The sequence below is a fragment of the Culturomica massiliensis genome (assembly GCF_900091655.1).
Lineage (GTDB): Bacteria > Bacteroidota > Bacteroidia > Bacteroidales > Marinifilaceae > Culturomica > Culturomica massiliensis.
Genome location: NZ_LT594621.1, coordinates 372,736 through 394,466, shown reverse-complemented (window position 1 = coordinate 394,466; position 21,731 = coordinate 372,736). Strand labels below are relative to the sequence as shown.

At 36.6% G+C, this 21,731-nt stretch carries 21 protein-coding genes; 13 read left to right on the top strand and 8 right to left on the bottom strand.

The annotated features are described in order from the left end of the window. Nucleotides 1–13 precede the first annotated feature (13 nt). The 10 genes from traJ to BN8908_RS02705 all read left to right on the top strand — a co-directional run bounded on the left by traJ (nt 14) and on the right by BN8908_RS02705 (nt 8,432). Entirely contained in the window at nt 14–1,015 is a 1,002-nt protein-coding gene (traJ, locus tag BN8908_RS02750; RefSeq protein WP_068688927.1) for a conjugative transposon protein TraJ, read from the top strand. A gap of 11 nt (nt 1,016–1,026) precedes the next feature. Continuing rightward, the gene (traK, locus tag BN8908_RS02745; RefSeq protein ID WP_068688925.1) at nt 1,027–1,650 is read left to right on the top strand and encodes a conjugative transposon protein TraK; all 624 of its coding nucleotides are present in this window, start codon (nt 1,027–1,029) and stop codon (nt 1,648–1,650) included. Continuing rightward, nucleotides 1,647–1,904: a TraL conjugative transposon family protein gene (locus BN8908_RS02740; RefSeq protein ID WP_068688923.1), complete on the top strand. Its 258-nt coding sequence runs from the start codon at nt 1,647–1,649 to the stop codon at nt 1,902–1,904. Before traK ends, BN8908_RS02740 begins: the two co-directional genes overlap by 4 nt. Continuing rightward, nucleotides 1,888–3,198, top strand: a complete 1,311-nt coding sequence (gene traM, locus BN8908_RS02735) for a conjugative transposon protein TraM (protein WP_068688921.1) — start codon at nt 1,888–1,890, stop codon at nt 3,196–3,198. The genes BN8908_RS02740 and traM overlap by 17 nt, the downstream gene beginning before the upstream one ends. 8 nt (nt 3,199–3,206) lie before the next feature. Then, nucleotides 3,207–4,112: a conjugative transposon protein TraN gene (traN, locus tag BN8908_RS02730; protein ID WP_068688919.1), complete on the top strand. Its 906-nt coding sequence runs from the start codon at nt 3,207–3,209 to the stop codon at nt 4,110–4,112. Nucleotides 4,113–4,424: 312 nt separating this feature from the next. Then, nucleotides 4,425–4,997 carry a conjugal transfer protein TraO gene (locus BN8908_RS02725; RefSeq protein ID WP_068692063.1) on the top strand — a complete coding sequence of 191 codons (573 nt, stop codon included), beginning with the start codon at nt 4,425–4,427 and terminating at the stop codon, nt 4,995–4,997. Between the two features lie 7 nt (nt 4,998–5,004). After that, complete coding sequence (locus BN8908_RS02720) at nt 5,005–5,871, top strand: DUF5119 domain-containing protein (protein ID WP_068688917.1); 867 nt, start codon at nt 5,005–5,007, stop codon at nt 5,869–5,871. A 121-nt stretch (nt 5,872–5,992) separates the two neighbouring features. Further along, nucleotides 5,993–6,925, top strand: coding sequence for a fimbrillin family protein (locus BN8908_RS02715; RefSeq protein WP_068688916.1), 933 nt, complete (start codon nt 5,993–5,995; stop codon nt 6,923–6,925). A gap of 44 nt (nt 6,926–6,969) precedes the next feature. Next, nucleotides 6,970–8,034 (top strand): fimbrillin family protein, encoded by a 1,065-nt coding sequence (locus tag BN8908_RS02710; RefSeq protein WP_068688915.1) that lies wholly within the window; start codon nt 6,970–6,972, stop codon nt 8,032–8,034. Further along, nucleotides 8,031–8,432 (top strand): TraQ conjugal transfer family protein, encoded by a 402-nt coding sequence (locus tag BN8908_RS02705; protein WP_068688910.1) that lies wholly within the window; start codon nt 8,031–8,033, stop codon nt 8,430–8,432. Before BN8908_RS02710 ends, BN8908_RS02705 begins: the two co-directional genes overlap by 4 nt. A gap of 189 nt (nt 8,433–8,621) precedes the next feature. Here the strand turns inward: BN8908_RS02705 and BN8908_RS02700 are convergent, their stop codons facing one another. The 7 genes from BN8908_RS02700 to BN8908_RS02665 form a co-directional block, all read right to left on the bottom strand. After that, nucleotides 8,622–8,915 carry a hypothetical protein gene (locus BN8908_RS02700; RefSeq protein ID WP_068688899.1) on the bottom strand — a complete coding sequence of 98 codons (294 nt, stop codon included), beginning with the start codon at nt 8,913–8,915 and terminating at the stop codon, nt 8,622–8,624. A 138-nt stretch (nt 8,916–9,053) separates the two neighbouring features. Beyond that, nucleotides 9,054–9,503, bottom strand: a complete 450-nt coding sequence (locus tag BN8908_RS02695) for a JAB domain-containing protein (RefSeq protein WP_068688894.1) — start codon at nt 9,501–9,503, stop codon at nt 9,054–9,056. 267 nt (nt 9,504–9,770) lie between these two features. Continuing rightward, a complete protein-coding gene (locus BN8908_RS02690) occupies nt 9,771–10,898 on the bottom strand; it encodes a competence protein CoiA family protein (RefSeq protein ID WP_068688892.1) in 1,128 nt (375 codons plus the stop codon). A gap of 294 nt (nt 10,899–11,192) precedes the next feature. Beyond that, nucleotides 11,193–11,531, bottom strand: a complete 339-nt coding sequence (locus BN8908_RS02685) for a hypothetical protein (protein ID WP_187373439.1) — start codon at nt 11,529–11,531, stop codon at nt 11,193–11,195. Next, nucleotides 11,443–11,781 carry a DUF3873 family protein gene (locus tag BN8908_RS19125; protein WP_082989199.1) on the bottom strand — a complete coding sequence of 113 codons (339 nt, stop codon included), beginning with the start codon at nt 11,779–11,781 and terminating at the stop codon, nt 11,443–11,445. Before BN8908_RS19125 ends, BN8908_RS02685 begins: the two co-directional genes overlap by 89 nt. 54 nt (nt 11,782–11,835) lie before the next feature. Beyond that, a complete protein-coding gene (locus BN8908_RS02675; protein ID WP_068688882.1) occupies nt 11,836–13,518 on the bottom strand; it encodes a ParB/RepB/Spo0J family partition protein in 1,683 nt (560 codons plus the stop codon). Nucleotides 13,519–13,846: 328 nt separating this feature from the next. Then, nucleotides 13,847–14,374 carry an antirestriction protein ArdA gene (locus BN8908_RS02665; protein WP_068688874.1) on the bottom strand — a complete coding sequence of 176 codons (528 nt, stop codon included), beginning with the start codon at nt 14,372–14,374 and terminating at the stop codon, nt 13,847–13,849. Nucleotides 14,375–14,951: 577 nt separating this feature from the next. On the opposite strand from BN8908_RS02665, the gene BN8908_RS02660 reads away from it, so the two are divergent. From BN8908_RS02660 to BN8908_RS18405, 3 genes are all read left to right on the top strand, one after another. Next, nucleotides 14,952–16,244 carry a C10 family peptidase gene (locus BN8908_RS02660; protein ID WP_082989198.1) on the top strand — a complete coding sequence of 431 codons (1,293 nt, stop codon included), beginning with the start codon at nt 14,952–14,954 and terminating at the stop codon, nt 16,242–16,244. A 76-nt stretch (nt 16,245–16,320) separates the two neighbouring features. After that, entirely contained in the window at nt 16,321–16,857 is a 537-nt protein-coding gene (locus tag BN8908_RS02655) for a hypothetical protein (protein ID WP_148453149.1), read from the top strand. 123 nt (nt 16,858–16,980) lie between these two features. Next, nucleotides 16,981–17,298, top strand: a complete 318-nt coding sequence (locus BN8908_RS18405; protein WP_148453146.1) for a carboxypeptidase-like regulatory domain-containing protein — start codon at nt 16,981–16,983, stop codon at nt 17,296–17,298. 92 nt (nt 17,299–17,390) lie between these two features. On the opposite strand, the gene BN8908_RS02650 is transcribed toward BN8908_RS18405, so the two are convergent. Further along, on the bottom strand, nt 17,391–21,449 hold the full coding sequence (locus tag BN8908_RS02650; protein ID WP_068688857.1) for an NACHT domain-containing protein: 4,059 nt from the start codon (nt 21,447–21,449) through the stop codon (nt 17,391–17,393). Between the last annotated feature and the right edge of the window lie 282 nt (nt 21,450–21,731).

Genomic DNA, 21,731 nt, shown 5'->3' with positions numbered 1-21,731 from the left:
TTAAAATAAAAGTATGATAATATTAGAAATCGGTTTTACAAACCTGCACCAACTTTTAAAGGGGCTATACATCGATATGCTTCCTTTGTGTGACAACCTGACCGGCATTGCGAAAGGAATTGCGGGGCTGGGTGCGTTATTATATATATCATACCGGGTTTGGCAATCTCTGGCAAGGGGTGAAGAATTGGATATATTCCCTATGCTGCGTCCTTTTGCAATCGGTTTATGTATCATGTTCTTTCCTACTTTGGTTATAGGTACGATTAACGGGGTCATGTCCCCGGTAGTCAAGGGATGTCATCAAATTCTGGAAAATCAGGTTTTCGATATGAATAAGTTTCAGCAGTTAAAAGATGAAACAGAGGCAAAAGCTTTATCGGAAATCGGTTTCGGTTTCATGGCAAGTGATGAAGAATTTGACCGTGAAATTCAAAACATGACTTTAAACCCCGTAGATATTGCCGTTTTCGCCGGGATGAACAAGTTAAGGGAACAATTTACAATCCGGGGTATAATTATCAAATGTTTACGTGAAGTATTAGAATTTATTTTTGAAGTAGCGGCACTTATCATAGATACGATCCGCACATTCTTTCTGATCGTCCTAACCCTGTTAGGTCCGATCAGTTTCGCCTTCTCCGTATACGACGGATTCCAGCACACTTTGACGCATTGGCTTTGCAGGTATCTAAGTGTTTATTTATGGTTACCTATTGCGGATCTGTTCGGGGCGATATTAAGCCGGATTCAGATTATTACTTTACAATATGATATAGACAATAACGCCAATCTTATTTCGCAAGGACTATCCGATTTGACTTACCTGTTATTCCTGGCAATCGGTATTGTCGGTTACTTTTCTGTTCCGACGGTATCCACCTGGGTAATTAATTGTTCAGGTATGGGCGGTTTTCTGCGGAATATAAACCACACCGGCAGCGGTGCGGGCAAAACTGCGGGGGCGGCTGCGGGCATGGCAACGGGTAATCCTATCGGTACAATAATACATTAACCTGTTTACTTATGGAATTTAAAAGCTTAAAGAACATTGAGAGTAGTTTTAAAATGATCCGTTTCTTTTGTATGGTGTTTGTCGTTGCATGTGCCGGAATTACGGGTTATGCCGTCTGGAACTCTTATGTGTTTGCAGAGAAACAGCGAGAAAAAATATATGTGTTGGATGAAGGCAAATCCTTAATGCTGGCACTTTCACAAGATATGTCACAGAATCGCCCGGTGGAAGCACGGGAACATGTGAAACGGTTTCACGAACTATTTTTTACACTTGCCCCGGATAAAGCGGCTATTGAAGAAAATATTAAAAGGGCGTTATTCTTGGCAGACAAAAGTGCCTACCTATACTTTAAGAACTTAAGTGAAAAAGGCTATTACAATAAGGTTATCGGAGCAAATATCAATCAGGCCATACAACTCGATAGCGTTGTATGCAATTTCACGGTTTATCCCTATCCGGTAACGACCTATGCCCGCCAGCGCATTATCCGGGAAACAAATATCACGGAACGCACTTTAATTACACAATGTACTTTATTGAATACAGTACGGAGTGATAACAATCCTGCGGGCTTCACTATCGAAAATTTCACAGTTATTGAAAACAAAAACATTCAAGTATTAGAAAGATGAAAAAGATACCAAAAACAGCACAAATAAAGCCCATGTCCGAATACCGGGCAGATTTTGAAAACTGGGTAAAAAAACAATGTAACAAATTAACGAAAAGACAACAAATTGTAATTGTATGGATCATGATGTTTGTATTCATCTGTTTGTCTTTTATGATGTTCACCGTTTCATTGTACAACATCGGAGTAAACCATGGAAAGAAAAATGCAGAGGGACAAATCACGAATATTTTAAGGTATGAAAACAGAGAATAAAGAACAAACTCCCCTGCAAAAACGGCAACGGCAAAAATTATTGGTTTACCCATTGATCGGGAGTGCTTTTCTATTAGCCATGTATTTCATTTTTGCACCGGAAACGCAAAAAAATAAAGTGGACGACGTGCAGGGGTTTAATGCAGATTTACCGTTACCCCAGGATAAAAATTTAATCGGTGACAAAAAAACGGCATATGAACAGGAACAGCAAAAACGGGTTCAGCGTGAACGGATGCGATCATTACAAGATTATGCATTTATCTTGGGGAAGGATTCGATTTCAGATTCTAAAGAATTGGATTTACAGATCAGTGAAAAGGAAATTCAGGAAAATGTTCCTGGTAATGATAAATTACCTTATCGTGCAGTCCGGTCTTCCGGTGTTGCCTATAAAAATATGACACGGGAACTGACTAACTTTTATGAGCCTTCGCGTGAAAATGAAGATACTAAAAGATTAGAAGCAGAAATCGAATCACTGAAAAAGAAGCTGGAACAGGCAGAAGCCACAAGCCAAACGGTTAAGCAGCTTGAACTAATGGAGAAGTCCTATCAAATGGCTTCGAAATACCTTACTACTCCTACCGGGGAAGTTTCAACCCAACTGGATAAAAGGGCAGAAAATTCAGGAAAAAACATAGACCGGGAAAAACATACAACGCTTACGGCGGTATCCGGTATCCCGGAAAATGTCGTTTCCCGATTGCCACAGGAAATTTCAGATTCGGCATTCATGAGAGATTATGTAAGAGAACGGAATATAGATTTTCACACCCCTGTAAAACCAGCAGGGCAAACGGATCGGAATACAATACGAGCCTGTGTGTATCAACAACAGGTATTGGAATTTGGTAACGATGAAAAGCCAAAAGTCCGGTTACGTCTTTTAGAACCCATTAAAGCCGGGATATTATTAATTCCCCGCAATAGCATTATTGCCGGGGATGTAACCTTACAAGGGGGGCGGCTGCATATAAAAATAACAAGTCTTGAATATACAGGGAATATACTACCTGTTGAATTAGAGATATATGATTTGGAAGGGCAAAAGGGTATCGATGCCGCCGGGACAATGGAAACGGAAGCTCTAAAAGAAGCTGCCGGGAATATGGGAAACGATCTTGGCACTTCTATCACCTTTACCCAAAATGCAGGACAACAAGTAGCTGCGGACTTAGCAAAGACAGCCATTCAGACCGGGGCACAATACCTTTCAAAAAAAATCAAAACAGTAAAAATAACTCTTAAACCGGGGCATGAGGTGTTTATCCTTCTGCCGGGGAAACAATAAATAAACCTATGAGAATTATTACAATCAGTTTGATTCTGTTATTAACAGGATCAGGGGGCTTATACGCCCAAAAACCACCTTTTCACGGCATGACGCAAAACATAGGTTACGACAAAATGATTCCTCCATTAGGGATTGAAGTTACCTATAACAAAACCGTACATATCCTTTTCCCTTCCCGGATTAAGTATGTTGATTTGGGAAGTGCTTACCTAATAGCAGGCAAGGCGGACGCAACCGAAAATGTATTGAGGGTTAAGGCTGCTATAGAAAATTTTAGTGGGGAAACGAATTTTTCTGTTGTCTGTGAGAATGGGAATTTCTATACGTTTAATGCCCGTTACGCACAAGAACCGGAATTATTAAGTGTCGAAATTACCGATTTATTGCGGCAGCAAGGAAATAAGGACAAACCGAACCAAATTTCGGTCGGTTTAGCCGATCTCGGTCATAACTCGCCTCCACTCATCGATCTGATTATGCGAACCATATACCGGAACAATGACCGGAAAATCCGGCATTTGGGCTATATGGCTTTCGGCGTACAGACCACGATAAAAGGGCTTTATGTCAATGACGGTCTTTTGTATATACACGTTCAGATCAGGAATACGACAAATATTCCTTTTACGATTGATTTTACTCGTTTTAAAGTCAGCGATAAAAAACTGGTAAGACGAACTGCAACTCAGGAAAAGGTTATTATCCCATTACGGGCTTTTAACGAAGAAATCGAAATCGGAGGAAAATCTACCGTTCGTACGGTGTTTGCCCTTCCTAAATTCACGCTGCCGGATGATAAAGTATTATTGTTTGATCTTATTGAGAAAGACGGTGGGCGGCATCAGTCTGTACGCATAGAAAGTTCCGACCTGCTTTTAGCCAAAACGATTAGTAAATTAAAAACGAATTAACCCCTGAAAAAACAAAAAAATAGACGCCCTCGCGAGCGTCTCAAAAAAATCCCGAAGATCTTTACAGCAATAAAAGAAGCAAAAAAGAAATTGCTCCCACAAGCTTTACCATCTGTTTAATGTCTATTTCTAATTCAAAATGAATTTTCATATAGATGTTTTTAAAATTATAAAAAAAAACATCTGTGTACATATTCACATCTGGTTTCCATTCCTATTTTATTTAGGAATTTCTGGTACAAAAATATATAAAAAATTAACAATATAAAAATGAAAATATTAATAAGTTATATTGGTTTTAATCAATTAAATATGAAAAAGTGGATAGCAATAATCATCTGTCTTGTTCTTATATCCTTACAGGCAGAAGCCCAAAGGCGTATCCCCGGACAAAGGGGTATTCAGGTAAGTGTAGGTGTATCGGACGGGTACGGGTTTCTGAAAAATAAAAAACTTTCTTACCAAATAGGAATATCCCTGTCGCATTACACCTCCAATAAAAACAAATGGTTATACGGAGTGGAATATTGGGAAAAGCAATATTGTTATGGCAACCGTAGTATTCCGGTCATCCAATTTACGGCGGAATACGGTTACTATTATACATTTTGGAGTAACCGGGGGAAAGACATATTCCTTTCCGGCGGTATATCGGGACTGGCAGGTTATGAAGTCCTGAATTGGGGCAAAAAGGAACTACCGGACGGTGCAACCTTAACGGATAACAACGGCTTGATCGGAGGAACAGCTTTAACATTCGAGATTGAAACCTATGTATGTGACCGTATCATTCTCTTAATCCATATCCGCGAAAGAATCCTTTTCGGTTCTTCAATCAATAAATTTCATCATTTAACCGGGCTGGGGATAAAATACATTTTATAAAAAAGATATGAGAAGAACATTATTTTATACAGGCGTATGCCTGACAGGGTTACTCCTCTTTGGATGTAACAACCAGTGCCGGGAGTGTGAAGATCAATTTATAGGCAACGGTAATTTCAGGCTTGTTCTGGACTGGACGAAGCTCTGGCAAGGGATAGAAAAGCCGGAGGAGATGAATGTATATTTCTATCATTCAGATTTAGCACCTCTAAAAGACAAAATCTATACGGATACGACTTATTATAACCTTCCGTCCGGGAGATACAACATCGTAGCTGTGAACAATGCAGGGTTAGAAAATTATACGGGCATGGATCATTATTATACGGCACAAGTCACTTTGCCTGTTTATGTGGTGGACAACCTTGTGACAACAACGGAGGCGCCCCTCTATTTGGCAGCACATCATACGGTTGCAATCGGGAATACTTTTAAAGAGAGTAAGATCATGCCTGCTCCCATTATTAAAATAATCCATTTCACATTTAGAATTAAATCAGGGATAAACATTGAATCAATCCGGGCAGAATTACAGGGGGTACAAACCTCCGCCATGTTGTTTACAGAGGAACAAGCACTTGGTGCAGCCTGCCTGCCATTTATACCTTTGCAAACCCAGGAGAATAATTTTTATAAACCTGTTTCTATATTAGGTTTTGCACCCGGCGAGGTAAACCTGCTTTCGGTACGAATGACCTGCCGGGACGGTTCGACCCTGGAAACCGTGACGGACCTGTCCGGCAAGTTTGACTTTCAAACATCACCTGTACAATCCTGTACCATGTATTACGATCTGGAAAATAATGGTCTTGAACCGGACATTATGATAGAAAGCTGGCAACCGGGAATAAACCAGGACATCCATATCTATTAACCACCTTAAAACTCATGATCATGAAAACGTAATTCTTCAATGAACCTTGTTTTCCGGGGAATGGGAAAACAACTATAAATCAATCATTCCCTAAGAATTATCCACTTAAAATCCTTTTAATATGAAAAATCGTATTTTAATTTTTATTACAGCAGCGTTAGCCGCCTGCTTGATTAGTTGCCATAAAGGCAATCTGACAGAACTTACAAACGACATTCCGGCAGTTTTAGAGATCAATCCGACTGTTTTAGCCTCTGCCGGGACACGGGCAACGATCAGTTCCTTCCCCGATAATTCGGAAATCGGTTTATTTATAACCTCGGGAAATATATCGAATCATTATAATGGGGTAAGTGCATACGCAAACGTAAAAGCGACCCTAAATATAAATCATTGGGTATTATCCCCAACTGTTTATTTAAGTCCTGCTCCTGCTAAAGTTTACGCTTATTATCCGTATACCTCTGAAAATACCGACGGTACAAGCATTCCGATAGAACATAATACGCAAACCGATTACTTAATAGGTACACATACCGCAGGACAAACCGACATTAACAACTCTAATTCCCAGGTTAGCTTGTCAATGCAGCATGCTTTGAGTTTATTAATTTTTGACGTTTATGTGGAGAATTACACCGGTGCTGCGGAATTGACCAAAATAGAAGTAGCTAATTGTATCGGAAGGTCGGTACTATTCAGCGAAGGCAAATTAAATTTAGAAACCGGAGCAATTACGGGAACAGCCGGAAAAAATCAGGCTCATGCACACACCTTATCCCGGATGCTGGGTTCAGCACCTACCGGTCATGAAAAAACATTACCTAAGTTTATGGTCATGCCCGTATCTTCTATTCAGGAAACCGGGAATGTGGTTATCTATTTCACCATTGACGGAAAAGTTTATACCTATTATGTTCCGGCAGGTACGGTTTGGGCTTCGGGTACAAAAAATACTTATACGGTAAAATTATCGGGGAAAGCCCTGATTACATCGAATATAACGATTACAAACTGGACGGACGGTATTAACGGTAGCATCACTTTACCTTAACAGGAACGGGGCAAATTGCCCCGTTCTTCAAAATATAAAAAGATATGAAAAGAGCAATATATACACTATGTCTTTTCCTTGTCATTTTCAGTTGTAAGGAAAATGGATTAAAAGAACAAGAGATCAAAAAGGCAGCAACCTTCTTTGTTGCTCCGGGAACCCCGACACGGACAACAGATACCTCCTTTGAACCGGGGGACGAGATCGGGATATATGCCGTTGAAAGGTTATCCCCCGATATTCCGGGATTGCTGAATACCGCAAGTTATGCCATTAACAGGCGATACCGGATAGATTATAACGGTAACTTGTTACCCGTTTCAAAAGAGGATGAAATATGCCTGTCCCGCATTGATTATTACGATATATACGCTTATTACCCCTATACGGAGAAAAATTATGATCCACAAGCCATAGATTTTAAATTGGATTATCAGCAAAATTCAATGGTAAAATACAAACAGCATGATGTCCTGTTTGCAAAGGCATTAGGTATATGGGGCAATACGTCTTCGGTCGGATTAAATTTTAGCCGCAAAATGGCAGCCGTAGATTTTCAACTTCGCAAAGAGCAGGGTATTAAAATACGTTCTGTTTCCCTGTCTTCTGCCTATTGTAATTGCCGGGGCAATCTTGCAACGGGGACAGTGGAGGCTACCGGGAAAAAATACACGATTAATATGTATCCTTTACATGAAACAACAAACGCATATACATTCAGGGCTTTGCTTCCCGAACAAATTTTGCCGGCTTCAACACAACTTTATATGACAGCCAATAGCAACGATCATTCCCTACCCTTCCAAACAATAACGGACGTTCCTCTAACCTCCGGTACGACAAGTACGTTTCCCGCAGAGATGATGTACCGGGTATATGTCAAACAAAGAGGTTCAGGTCGTGTCAGCGGAGCCGGGATATATAAACACGGAGAAATAGTAACGATAACAGCAATACCCGCTCCCGGTTACCAATTAGAAGGTTGGTATTATACACCTGACGGCATTTGGAGTGAAGAATTACCGAAGGTATCGACGGAATTAAATTATTCTTTCCCGGTAACGAAATACTCCCGCTTTATTGCTAACTTTATTCCTAAAGAAATATGAAAATCATTATAATATGCTTACTGGCTGTTTTATATTCCTGTTCTGACGAGCTAACCATTAAGCAGGATTACGATTATAGTATTCAGACGCTGCCCGTTCCTCAAAAAATCCAGAAAGGGGAAACAGTACCTATTGAGTTTATGATCATAAGGGATGCCGTATATGACAATGCGATCTATTCATTCCGGTTCTTTCAAACGGACGGAAAAGGAACACTAACAAACGATAAGGGACAGCCTTATACGGTAAACCGTTATTACAATGTTGAGGATACTTTTACTCTGCTGTACACCTCCCGTTGTGAAGAAACACAGACGTTAGATTTTGTCTTTACGGATAATTTCGGAAAGGAATTAGCATATCGGGTATCTTTCCAAAATGACGGAAAGAAAGATTGATAATATTCTATGAATCAAATAAGGTGTATAGTCCCATTATACACCTTATTTGATTCTTTCGCTTCTCTGTCAGTATTAAAGAGTAATAATTATGCTACTTCTTTTCTGAACATCAAAACCAAAAAATTTTATAATTGTGGATTCTTCAATCCACATGATTGATGCATCCAATCGTGTAAATTATAGAATCTAATCAGAAAAACTAAACGACGTATTTACTTTCCAATCAATAGCTTTCTTAAATCTCTCCACATATTGTCCAAGCTTAAATTCAATTTCATCTAATGTTTGTCCAAATGGAGCAGAAGGTATATATACATCCATTTCGTCTTCTAATCGGCAATAGTGGCTAAGTGTCCACATATATTGTGCATTAACCCCTATTATAACTTTATAAATTCTTCCGATAATTCTACTATCAATGTCTTCAAATATGTATTGCGTTTCTTTCACAAGTTCATATTGTTCTATTAGTACTCTCATAATTTATCATTTTTTAAGTTATAACAATCTATTTGCAAAGATAGAAACTATGTTTCATTTTGATAACAGCATACATCTTTTATATAAAACAAATTGCAGGATACCGATGTATTCGGGCATTTTACACTAAAAAAGGGGTTAAAGCACCCCTTCATCCGTATAGCTATAATAACTGTCTTCTGTAACAATCAAGTGATCGTATAATCGAATATCCAACAAATGACAGGCATCTTTCAATTTTCCCGTAATCGTATCATCCTGAGTACTCGGATGATTATTCCCTGTCGGATGATTATGTGAAACAATTATCCCTGTCGCGTTCGTTTTAAGGGCAATTTGTAAAACAATGCGGTTATCGATCAACATTTTATCTATACCGCCTTTGGCGACACAGGAAACGCCTAACACCTGGTTTCTCGTGTTCAGATATAACACCCAAAATTCCTCATGGTGCTGCATACATTCTTTATAATAGGGACGTAATATATCAATTGCTTCTGTCGATTTGGTTATACACGGTCTTTTCTCTATATTCTTATCTTTATAATGAATCGTTATTTCCGGGAAAGGTAGATGATTTGTTTTCATAGCAAAAATTTTAAGATGAACACTTATTTTTTTGCTTCTTTCCCTTGTTTGTCAAGAACTTCATGCAAGGTTTTTGTGAAGAATATGCTGCAAAGCGGCATATTGTTTGCAAAACCCGCAGGGCACTGACCTTGCTACTTGTTCTTGACAAACAATAACTTTGTAAAAACAATAAGGGTAAATCAAATACCCATACTTGAATATTGTTATTTTACCCCATAAATCTATGGTATAGGTTATATCAGTTTCGATACGAAGTCAGCCCATTCAAAAGTTTTCGTGATCCCGCAACCATTCCCAATATGTATCGGGGTTGAATGAGGAAATAATACGGCTGCATAAATAATTGTCAGTTTGATAGTTTGAACATGACGATGCAATCTTAGTTCTATCTAAGTCTTTTGAAATTTTATGATTCGGAACACGAATAACCGAAGGTTTACCTGTTTGGGAATTTATTTGTACAGGCAAGCTACAACTTCTGTACCGATTACAGAAAAAACAATTCCTTATTTTAAATCCTTTATTGATTGCTAAAGCCATACCTAAATAATTCAAACTGTATTTCTGTTTGTTTGGAACTGATTTCTCTAAAATTGCAACCTCAAAAAGTGAGAGATCGTTGTGTTCCGTTTCGACATTCTGGCAGGTGATTTTATTTTGTTCGCAACGTCCACGTAATAGCCCGTTCTCGTCACGATACAAACAAAATCGATTTAAAAGGTATTCCGGTGTCACATTTCGCTCGAAATTATAAAATCGTATCGGTGGTATAGTTTTGACATTATAAGGAATATATGGTTTTGGCTCGACCATAGAGCCTTCATTTTCTATAATTGGTCGACGTGCATCTTGTTCTGAATCGATTTTTATCTCAATAATTTTAATCCCCGATGCGATCTTATCGGATTTGCATTCATGAGTCACAAAAATTTCTAAAAAAATCGGTTCACGTTCAGGATACTCACTGTGCGTTAGTTTTAAATCAGCCCGAAATCCCTTGTACCCTGCTTCTTCCTCGCAAGTGTCGTAATTGTTCTTAAGATCAACCGAAAACAATAATTTTGACTGGCATTTCAATTGTCCACAAGACTTTCTCAGCTTGCATTCCTCCCATTTCTGACAGGTACTTTGACCATAATATTGTACAATAAATTCAGTTGACGTTTCAAATCTTTGTTTGATTAATTTTTTGCCTAATTGGTGTAGATAACTTTCCCAACTACAAGTGGCTTCTTTGTGCCTGAAATGGTGTTCCCTCTTTTCACCCAAAACGGCACTCATTTCCTTTCCGCATCCTATACAAAAATAATGTTCGGCACGATTATCCTGTGTCACCTCGTCTATATGGATCATTTTACCGTCTGTATCGGTCGCATTGTGAAACTGAATCATGATCTTATCTTTTATTTCCTTCCTGCTGTCACATCACCATTGAAACTATCCCAATGATGGCTAAAATCAAGCCATTTTTATTTATTAGTGATTTATAACAATCTATTTCCAAAGATACAAATTATGTTTTAATTTGATAATTGCATATAACTTTTATATAAAATCAATTGCCCGGATACGGGCGTATTCGGGCATTTACCCCTTCGGGGTGTAAGTCTTTTTTTTGGTTCTTTTTTTGCGACGACTGGCAAAAAAAGAACTGCCCGCACAGTTTTTTTGTACGGGCAATTCAATTCAGAATCGGGCTATTAAAACTCTTTTTTCGTTCACTTTAATCTTTCCGGGGGTTGTTCTTTGTTTAAGCCAAAAATGGCTGTTTCCGAATCCCCATTTAAAATGCCAACTTAAACTACCCTTCGAATCCCACAACTGTAACGACTTCCTAAAGTCATCCGGTGTTGGTGCATTGCAAAGAATGTTGATAATCGTCACAAAAGCCTCTGATGCTCCGTCACCAGATAGCCATCTTACTCCGTTTTCTATTTCAATTTTCATCATTTTTCTTTTTATGGTTATTACTTTCCAGCCATTGATCCCGGCTTGCCCTGCATTCATTAAGAGTTTGTTTAACACAGGAAAACAGTTTCCCTTCCGGTGTCCTGTAATCGTATTGTACATAGGTTTTCTTTGGATGTGCCGGTTGAAAATAAACAAACTTTTCCTGTCCAGCTTGTGTTGTGCTTACTCCTTGTTTTGTTATCTCAACATTTCGAGCGTTTTTGTGAATAAAGCGTTTACAAACCCGATGACAATACCCCCCGATTTGGCAGGTAGCACAAACGGCATAATTGGCAGGTATATAATAAATACAATCTGATTTCATCTGTTTTGTATATTTATGGGGACGGTCCGATCCGATCCGTCCCCGGTATAAAAATTATGCTACGATTTGCATTTGCTTCTTAGAGGCTTTTTCCTTGTCTTTTTGCTTTTTCAACTGTACTCGGGCTACGGCTGTCCTTTCGTCTATCCGTTCCTGTTGCTGATCAAAAATATCCTGATATGCCTTTTCAACTTCTTTCACTTGTTCGGGAATATGTTGTTTGGTAAACTTCAATAAGAAGTCAGTATATATATTTCCCGGGTAAGCACGCTCCATGCTTGCGCTGATATAGTCCCGTAAAATGAGAATTTTTAGATCTTCGGTCAGGTTAGAGGCAATTTTAAAGCGTTGTTCATCGGTCAAACTATAATAGATTTCTTCTTCTTTAAATCCTAACTCTTTCCAATGAGAACGCTTTAAATACCCCAGCATGATAAAGTAAAGCATCATTTCTTCATCCCCTGAAAATGTACCTTTATACTCCATGTCCGGCACAAGTTTTTTCACGTCTGCAATTGTTTTCTCCTGCCGGATTTCATCGTTTCTTTTACTTTTTGCCTGCAAAAAATCCAACAGTTCCGCCGGGGTTTTAACTTTATTCTTACTGCTTGAATTCGTAACCGTATATAATAATTCAATATCATTTAAAGTAATGCAAAGGCAGGTTATTAACCGGTTACTTTCAGTGAATTGCCTTACTTCTTCCGCTTGATTGGCGTAATTAAGTTTAGCTTGCCGGTATGTTTGCAGGGCTGCTTTGTATTCTTTTTTTCCCTTATAATCCTTCAAATGGGGTTCAACTGGCAAAACAGGAAAGCGGTACAGGTTATCCAGGTGTTTGACTTCATAGCCTTTATCATTCAATTTCTCGACTGCTGTTTGATCGAACTGACAACTCACGCATAAAAGGGCTTCGGGGTGTTCTTGAACTTTTCGCATGGTTTTCTCTACGATATACAATGTATTTTTTGAAGCAAGGCATTTCTGATCCATACACCGTCCGCAATTGTCATTGAAGAGGGTTTGGTTTTGGCTATTCTTAAAACAAGCGGTACAGGCTGTTTTATCGAATTTAAAATGATTCAATTGATTGGTGTATTCCTCATTGATCCGTTTGGATAATTCGGCGGGTTTTAATTCCTTCCAATTCCACCAATTCTGAATATCGGGTTTAAGGTGATCTTGATACACTTGTTTCTGAATTTCTATTGTGTATTTGCAAAGTTCAACCGCTACGGGTAAAGAAACCCTGTTTTCAGCCAGTAATCGTTTTATGGGTTCGATTAGTTCTGTCAGCTTTAAACGTACCCGGATGTATTTTTCAGATTGTCCGCATACCTGCGCTAAACTCTGTACTGTGTAATCCCCTGTTTTCATCAGTTCGTTATATCCTTCGGCTTCTTCCAACGGTAAAACGTCCTTTCTTTGTAAGTTTTCGATAACAGCCGTTTCCCGTGCTTCTTTATCGGCATACCGGCATACAATAGCGGGTATCGTATTTTTCCCAACCTTTTGGGAGGCTCTGTACCTGCGTTCTCCACATATGATCTCAAATTTCCCGTCCTCAACCGGACGTACCCGGATCGGCTGAATTACGCCGCTTACCCGGATACTTTCGGCAAGTTCCGTAATATCTTCATCCGTAAAGGTTTTGCGCGGATTGTAGTTACTGGGTACGATTGCAGAAAGTTCCAACTCTTGTAATTGTTCGTTATTGATTTTGTTTGCTGTTTCCATGATATGTGATTTTAAGTGTTTATAAATAAATGGGTAGGATTACATTTTATCAAAAAAAATGTTGTTCATCGTTCAATAAATTAATCGATTAGTAATAAATTCGCTTCTGACTTGGCATAACCTATCGCTTTCAGCTTTGCAATTTTTTCAACTTTCCGCAGTTTGGAATTGACTACAATTCGGTGTGCCGTTCTCATTTGCCTGCGCAAAGTGTGGAGGCTTGGGGGGAGTTTTCCCCTTTTTAGAGGGGGTAAGTGTTTTTGTTCCATAGATTAAATTTTAAAGGTTTATATAGAGTACAGGCAACGAAACTGCCTGTACTGGTTGTTTAAATTCTCCTAAATACAAAGCCGTCACACATATAGTAATCGGTACAAAACAGGTCACGGGCAAAGGCTTGATAATCAAAATAGGGTAAAATTTCGGCAGGTATATTAAAACATGCTTCTGCCTCATATTGGGCGAAATCTTCTTCGTCATTGTACTGCCCTATATAGGCTTCATTAAATTTTTCAAGGACATCGGAAACATCCATGCGATCAATATCGTAACCGTCATATTCGCACCACTCGAAAAAAGCGTCTTGACGGTTATCATCCATGTTTTCAAGTTCATCCCGTAAAGGGAAAAAGTTGTCGGATAACCAGCTTTCGCCTATCAAACCTTCGGGGATATTTTCATAGCCTTGAAACATAAATTCAGGATCGTTTTCGTCTGCGTGTAATTGCCTGCATGCTTCGTAAAATTCCTCTTTATCGTAGTAGTCAGAAAGTATCAACCATTTACCGAAAATTGAGCCTGCGTTGTATTTGGCATAAGTGCCGACATATATTTGTGCATCTTGTATATGATTCATCGTATTTGATTTGTTAATTTATGTAAACTCGATTTTTTTGAGCCCGAGAGGGATGTTTTGTTTTCATCTTTTTTCTCTGTGTATCAAGGGCTGACCTTTTTTTTCTCGCGCCGAGCCGGGTGTGTTTTGTTACAGGGACTACAAAGGTCATGTGTCAAAGGGTGTGTGTTTTTTTGACAAAAATTTTTCATCCTTCCGGGTGAAAAAATTTTGCAAAACCCGGAGGGCGTTAGAAACATACATCCTGCAAGACACATGAAATACCTTTGTCCCTGAAACAATGAACACCACCCGGCTGGGGGGAAAAAAGGGGAAGCACGCCGGGGAACAGAGAAAGAAGATGTAAGCGAATGGTTTAATCTGCTTACCATAGAATGAGCGTTATGGGATTGAAGTGGAAAGCCCGGAGCTTGTGAGGACTTGTAACGGAAAGCCCGGCACGGCTCGCCGGGCAACGCCCTAAATATGTTTTTATAATATTATGTTAAAATCAACAATATAGCGAATAATTAATTTTATTTATCATAAATTTGATAAAATAATCATTTCCTATTACTAAAACCAAAACCTTTGAACGATGAAAAGATGTATTATTTATTTTGTAATGTTAGCATTGCTGGGCTTTTACAGTTGCCAGAATGATGCTATTTCGGATGATCCTGTCGAACCTAAAGAAAAAATCAAGTATGAACTGACAAACGATGAAGTCGTATCCTTGTTAAGTGGATATTTAAATGTCGTACAAAAAGGAACTCCTGCCACAAGAGGCAGTAGTACGGTTGTAACCCATGTCAATAAGGTACGGTATGATAATCCTGTTTTAACCAGATCGGGCAATGTTGAAGATAACGGATTTACAATTTGTACGGTGGATTTGAAGAACGGCGATAAGGACGGTTTTGCTATTGTTGTGGCTGACAAGCGTATGCCTGTGGTACTTGCTTATTCTCCGAACGGGAAATATGCAGATTTAAAAGAAAAAGGTGGCGAAAATCTCCAGGCGTATGTAGAGAATATTCCGAATGATGTCAAGGCAGTGTTGGCACAGCCCCGTTATTTGCAAGGCGGTTTTACTTCCCCCGACAATCAATATGCACCTTATCCCTATGATAACCGGTATGATGATATTTATGAAACTTCTACAATTGATAGTGTTTGGGAAGATGTTGCTCTTTTAAGAGAATCTGTGTTATGGGGACAGCGTGAGCCGTATAACAAGTTCCTTCCTGTAAATCCGAATACGGGTAATCCTTATCCGGTAGGTTGTGTAAATGTTGCTTTAAGCCAGATTATGGCATATTATAAATACCCGGAGAAATATGACTGGAAATTAATGACAAAACTGGTGAACATTGAGAATAATCCTTTCGCAACCCTGGCTATGGAAGATTCGATTGCAACATTTATAAAAGAACTCACGGTTATGTCGAAGACGACCTTTTACCCAAGTACCGATGATGCAGGGACAAGGATTGAAAATTGTATGCATGCTCTCGATACTTGCAATTACACTTATAACCAGCCTATATATTATAATTCAAATGCGGTAAGGAAGTCTTTAAAAGCCAAGAAATTCGTAATTGCTTTCGGAGAATCCTATTTTGGAGCAGGTCATGCGTTTGTTTTATCCGGCTACTGGAAGTTTACAACCCCTCAAAGCATGAAAGATAAGGGTTTAGAAGACGGTACGAATTTGGGTGTGAATTGGGGTAATGCCGGAGGTTGGGGGGATGGCTGGTATCTGGTGGAATATGGGGATAAGGATATAACAAAATTAGGACTTGCAAAAATCGATCCATACACAGGGGAATATAGTACTGATTATTCTTATAATATGGTACTTTTAACGGGCATATCTCCCAAACGATAACAGCAAAATTATAAACTACGGGGTTATTTTAATTCCGTAGTTTTTATATGATCTGATTAGTGACTATCTTTCGTGTATGAAAAATGTATTAATCATTATATGCCTGATGCTTGTATTGCCGGAGTATGCAAACGCCCAAGATACAGTAAGCCGGGAAGTGTTAAAGAATTATTTATTAACCGTCGATCCGGGACGTGATACTGCCGTTTGTACTTCCCTTGCCTGGGCGGTGTTAAAACCTACATATCCCGGCGGACATAAAGAGCTGATCCGGTATGTGAACCAGCATATCGATTTTCCACAATCTATGGCTGATACAATGGAATCTGCGGAAATATTTTGCCGGACGATCATAGACCGGAAGGGTAAAGTCAAGATCGTATCTCAGGCAGATAAGAACAAAGTGTTATTTGCCAAAGTCAAAAAGTTAATTGAAACCATGCCTTCTTTTATCCCCGGACAAACCCGAAGAGGTAATGCTGATTTTCAAGTTTATCTGATATTTTATTTTACAAAAGATATAACCGCACTTTCTAAAAATAATCCTTATTATATTCCGGTTTTCCCCACCGATAACCCGGAATACCAGAAATTATTGAATCAGGAACCTTGATTACAAAATTTATGTTCTTTATACTTCCACGCAGAAAATTATGTTAAAATAAGTACTTTGTATTGCTTATTTATTTTAGTGATATATCAGTTCTATATTATTGTGTCACTAAACCCAAACCTTATGAAGAAGTTTTTATTTGTTTTAGCATTAGCTCTATGTGGTTTCGGTTTAAATGCTACCGATAGCGAAATTGCGATTTCAGGCTATTTGAGCAACAATTCAGGCGATCCGGTTCAAGGTGCTATTGTAACCTGCGTAGAAACTTCTAAGGCATCCAGACCGTCAGACTTCGAGGGTTTTTATTCCATTAGTGTGCCGAGTAACCGGCAGAACACATTAGTTTATTTCCATGACAGCTATTCCAGTCAAACCCGTACCGTTAATTCATCCAGCAGTCAGCAGATTGACGTAAACATGGGGAGTGAATTGAGTAGGTGAACTTAAGAGAGTAAAATTTAAGGGTGCATAAAAGCACCCTTTTTATTCTATGATTTTTTTGTCAGACTTCGGTTAAAAAAATAAATTTTCTGTTACGCAAACAAATGTTGATACTTTTGTACGGCTTGTTTTATAGATATTTTTTCGCTATTTATTTCATAAAATTTTTCGTACCAGTTTAATGCTGTTCTATTCAAATAAGAATATTTTTTATCAGAACCAGCTATTTGCCGTAACTTAGACAATATATAATCTCTATTTTGTATATCTTTCAGTGCTAATCTTTCAAGAGTATACAATACTGTTTCTGTAATGCTATAAGGTTCTCTCATATACTTCTGCTTTAATCCCAATTCCAAGATAATAAAAATATTATCTACTTGATCATACTCATAATTTTCCAGTGAAAATGAATGATAAGTGAAAGCTCCTGGCTTATTTTTTATATATTCAATACATTGTATAAGTGCTTCTCCACTTCCGCATAAAAGAAGAATTCGTAAAATTCTCTCATTTGGATGCTCAGGATAATTTAGTTTTTCTATATTTTCAAGAATACATTGCCGACCTATAGCAGTGAATAGTTCTTTATTTTGACATATATTCTCCCAAAAATATATTTGAGCTTCTAATTCTAAACTTTTATAAGCTGACATTATCAATTCTACTCCTTCTTCATTTAGAGCCAAAATACGATGAATTAGTTCTATTTGAAAAGATTGCCGGAATCTTTTATCATTATCCCATTCCAATAAAACAATCAAGTATTTATAAAATTGAACTACTTTATTCCTTGTTATATAGCTACATAAACATTTATGTAATTCAAACGAATAATCTTCTTTTATTTTCAATATATGTTCAATTTTAACATCAAGCAAATCTTTATCAACTTTACTCTCAATATATTCAAAAAAACTCACATAACTATTATTTTCCCCATTAGTTGCATTGGAGAAATTCACTGTAATATAAGAATATTTGAGTAAGTTAAGTAAATTTGCTCTGTCTATTTCAAGGTTTAATTTTATTATCAGAAAAATTAGCTGTTCCGCCTCTTGTAATAAATGGACATTGCTTATTTTTAAAGTTACCCATTCCTGTACAATTTCCTTTTGTTTAGCACTAATAATTATATTATATCTGTCTTCATAAAGATATTCATGTACTTTTTGATAAGCAAAATTGTCAAATATTTTTTCATCAAAGATTTCAAGTATTTTCTGGATATCCACAAATTCTTTCTCATCTTCCTCATGATCACATATAAAATCAATGACAGATTCATTCACTCCTTCTTCCCGTTTTTTAGCACAATCTTCCCAGTCTGTTGAAAAAATTTTATATTTCTCGGACAATTTTACAATCTCATTTTTAAAATCTACATAATTAAATAATATATCAAAAGCATTTTGTTTCTCTTTCTGAAAGTTTCTTTTCGTCTTAAAAGCAGCAAATCTACAATCAATTTTATTACGCCAATTTTTATTATTACTTACAAAATTAGATTCTTGAATCCAAGCTATAAATGAATATAAATTTACTTCTTTCCATCCTTGTTCACTTAACAGTAGTTCCAACCGTTCATCTGTCATTAAAGTAGAAATAACCTTAACACATTCTTTAAATTCAAAACATGTTTCTCTATGATTTTCTGATTGTACTAATTGACAAAAAATCTCCTTTGATTTAGCTAAAAATTTATTATAAATACGGTCATCTTCATTTAGATTGATAAAGAATTGTCGATATAACTGCACATTTTCCACAATAGAATCATTATGATTATAGGAAGATATGTCTTCCTTTTTCAAGGCATGAACAATTATATTTATCATTTCAGGCTCGTATATATATTTTTTTTCTGCCTTAGATAAAAGCTGCTTCTTTACTTCAAGGCTCTTTTTATAGTCAATAGCATAATAATTAATTTTCACCAAAATATCTAAAGCTTTACCTATATTAATACTTTTATCTAAGTGACTCAGGACATCATAAATCTCATCTTTACTTACTATGTAAGTACACCCATTTTTTGTAATATTATGAATGTGCTGGAACTTGCCAAAAACCCAATCAGCATATTCATCACATAATTCATTATCAACCAATAAACTAAAAAATGGATTCAATATTTCACTGTTCCTATTATCTTTTATAATAGTATATAATTCGCGAATTGACTCAGGATTCTTAAAATACTGATTATTATAAGGTCTAAACAAACTACTACCTGCGTCTTCGCAATCTTTAAATTTATTTAAACATTGAAATAATAATTTTATATTCGTTTTTTGCTCATCTTCAGAAAGCAGATAAAAATTAGCGTATTCTGATAAACTCAAAGCATTAATCAAATTTGCATCAAATTCTGTCGCCAGACGAATCTCATTTACAAGAAATAAACTAGTATTTCTACCATTTATAAATGTCATCAAAGGTTTTCTAAAGCTATAAGGGAGAAGTATTCCTAACTCTTTATAGTAATTAAATATACTCTTAAATATTTCGAATTTTTTTGTTTGAGATAAAAAGTGACAATCACATTTTACCAATACCTCTTGTTCATTCTCAATAAGCCAATTTATCAAATTTGTATTTAAAGAATGTTCACTTTTTAGTAAACCAACTAATAAAACTACCACATTATACCAAGAAGGTTTTAACTTATTCGTTCCGGTATAACATATGAGTTCTATTAATCTTTCAAACGGTAAATTTATCAGATGCTTTGCTACAAGAAACTCTTTAAAAGCATTATGATAAAAGGTTAGTAAGTTTTCTTTATCTCTTTTAAAAATAGAAAATTTACAACATAACTCTATATTTTCATTCGTAAAACCAAGCTCTTGAAACCATTCCGCATCAGTAAAATATTGCTTATCTGTACATTGTAAATAAAAAGCAATTTTCTTTAGTAACAGTAGACCTTCACTTTTTCTGCTTGCTAATCTGAAAACATCTTGCCCCCTTCTATTGTCAACCCTAAAACTTTCCTCAATTATATAATCATAAATTTCTGTTTTATTCTTCGGCAGCTTCCCTTCTTTATCAAAGTAACTAATTAAAGAGCATAAATAAAAAGGGGAACGGATAAATTCATACAATTGCTTGTGTTCTATCTCTTGACGCAATTTCAAAGGATTATTACTATTGTCGTCTATATATTTAAGTATAGCTTCATAAGATAAACCCTCCAGATAGAGTTTATGAAAATCTCTTATATTATTCGTGTTTTCAAAATTAGTCCGACAAGAAACAATAAAAGACAAATGTGGAAATTCTTCTGATAATACTTCTATCTCATGAATGATATTACTTCTTTCAGTATCTCTCACTTCGTCTAAACCATCCAATAAAACCACTCCTAATTCTTTGCCGAAAAAAACATTATTATCATTTATCTGATTACGCAAAGGAAGGGTTGGGGTGTAATTCCTTAATGTAAATACAACCGGATTATATAATTCACTCTTCTGTAACAGAAAAGCTAATTGGTTCAATTCCGTACTTTTTCCACATTGTGCATCACTATACAAAAGAATCTTCTTGATTTTATCTTCAATCAAATAATCTAAAAGTGGTTTAGATTCATATTGAGATTGATTCAAAAATGGAATAGATGCTTTTTCTTTAATACAATTATATACATTACGGGGTATATAATCCGGTTTTGATTCATAAATTACCTTTGAAAAATCTTGCGGAGAAGATGTATTAATACTTTTGACCTCATTAATCAGGCCCTCTATTTTTTCCCCTAATCCTTTAAACTCTTCTACTTGTATATCCCTAATATTCTTTAGAATAGTATTGTTTTCTGTATTTATACTTAATTCTTCTTTAGCAATAATACATAGAATCAAACTTCTAGCTTGATTATCCTTTTCCAGCTCAATTTCCCATAAGCTTAAAAGCAATTTTATATCTTTATCAGCAATTCTATCCGGTGATATTATATAATCTTTTAAAAGTGTCCAATGAGAAAATTTACTCCGGGCTGTTCTTTCCCTAATGTCATTATTCTTTGTCCATTTTTCCAATGCTTTTTTGTAGGTACGGTCTATCGGGGATAAAGAATTTTTTATTGTATCATATACAGGAGAAACAGCTATTCCGATAATAGTCAAGGTAAGTGATAATATATCCATATTTTAAGTAAACATATTTTACATTTATTACAAATGTAATAGCTTTTCTTTTAAAATACAGCGAATACATAATCATTTAAGCTAAGTATTTCCTTTCTACACCTCTATCTTTAATTACTAAGTAAAAAACAAAACTTTGTATATTTATATTTGGCGATCTTGCCTGTGTTTGTTCAGAGGCGGTTAATTTCTATTCGTAAGCCAACAACTTCTCATTCAGAAATGATAAGGTAGATTTTTCATCGAAAAAATGTATTTCAACAATTAACAAATCAGTGGACA

Coding starts and splice junctions, on each gene's coding strand:
- traJ (WP_068688927.1), top strand. CDS start 14: ATGATAATATTAGAAATCGGTTTTACAAACCTGCACCAACTTTTAAAG.
- traK (WP_068688925.1), top strand. CDS start 1,027: ATGGAATTTAAAAGCTTAAAGAACATTGAGAGTAGTTTTAAAATGATC.
- BN8908_RS02740 (WP_068688923.1), top strand. CDS start 1,647: ATGAAAAAGATACCAAAAACAGCACAAATAAAGCCCATGTCCGAATAC.
- traM (WP_068688921.1), top strand. CDS start 1,888: ATGAAAACAGAGAATAAAGAACAAACTCCCCTGCAAAAACGGCAACGG.
- traN (WP_068688919.1), top strand. CDS start 3,207: ATGAGAATTATTACAATCAGTTTGATTCTGTTATTAACAGGATCAGGG.
- BN8908_RS02725 (WP_068692063.1), top strand. CDS start 4,425: ATGAAAAAGTGGATAGCAATAATCATCTGTCTTGTTCTTATATCCTTA.
- BN8908_RS02720 (WP_068688917.1), top strand. CDS start 5,005: ATGAGAAGAACATTATTTTATACAGGCGTATGCCTGACAGGGTTACTC.
- BN8908_RS02715 (WP_068688916.1), top strand. CDS start 5,993: ATGAAAAATCGTATTTTAATTTTTATTACAGCAGCGTTAGCCGCCTGC.
- BN8908_RS02710 (WP_068688915.1), top strand. CDS start 6,970: ATGAAAAGAGCAATATATACACTATGTCTTTTCCTTGTCATTTTCAGT.
- BN8908_RS02705 (WP_068688910.1), top strand. CDS start 8,031: ATGAAAATCATTATAATATGCTTACTGGCTGTTTTATATTCCTGTTCT.
- BN8908_RS02700 (WP_068688899.1), bottom strand. CDS start 8,915: ATGAGAGTACTAATAGAACAATATGAACTTGTGAAAGAAACGCAATAC.
- BN8908_RS02695 (WP_068688894.1), bottom strand. CDS start 9,503: ATGAAAACAAATCATCTACCTTTCCCGGAAATAACGATTCATTATAAA.
- BN8908_RS02690 (WP_068688892.1), bottom strand. CDS start 10,898: ATGATTCAGTTTCACAATGCGACCGATACAGACGGTAAAATGATCCAT.
- BN8908_RS19125 (WP_082989199.1), bottom strand. CDS start 11,781: ATGAAATCAGATTGTATTTATTATATACCTGCCAATTATGCCGTTTGT.
- BN8908_RS02675 (WP_068688882.1), bottom strand. CDS start 13,518: ATGGAAACAGCAAACAAAATCAATAACGAACAATTACAAGAGTTGGAA.
- BN8908_RS02665 (WP_068688874.1), bottom strand. CDS start 14,374: ATGAATCATATACAAGATGCACAAATATATGTCGGCACTTATGCCAAA.
- BN8908_RS02660 (WP_082989198.1), top strand. CDS start 14,952: ATGAAAAGATGTATTATTTATTTTGTAATGTTAGCATTGCTGGGCTTT.
- BN8908_RS02655 (WP_148453149.1), top strand. CDS start 16,321: ATGAAAAATGTATTAATCATTATATGCCTGATGCTTGTATTGCCGGAG.
- BN8908_RS18405 (WP_148453146.1), top strand. CDS start 16,981: ATGAAGAAGTTTTTATTTGTTTTAGCATTAGCTCTATGTGGTTTCGGT.
- BN8908_RS02650 (WP_068688857.1), bottom strand. CDS start 21,449: ATGGATATATTATCACTTACCTTGACTATTATCGGAATAGCTGTTTCT.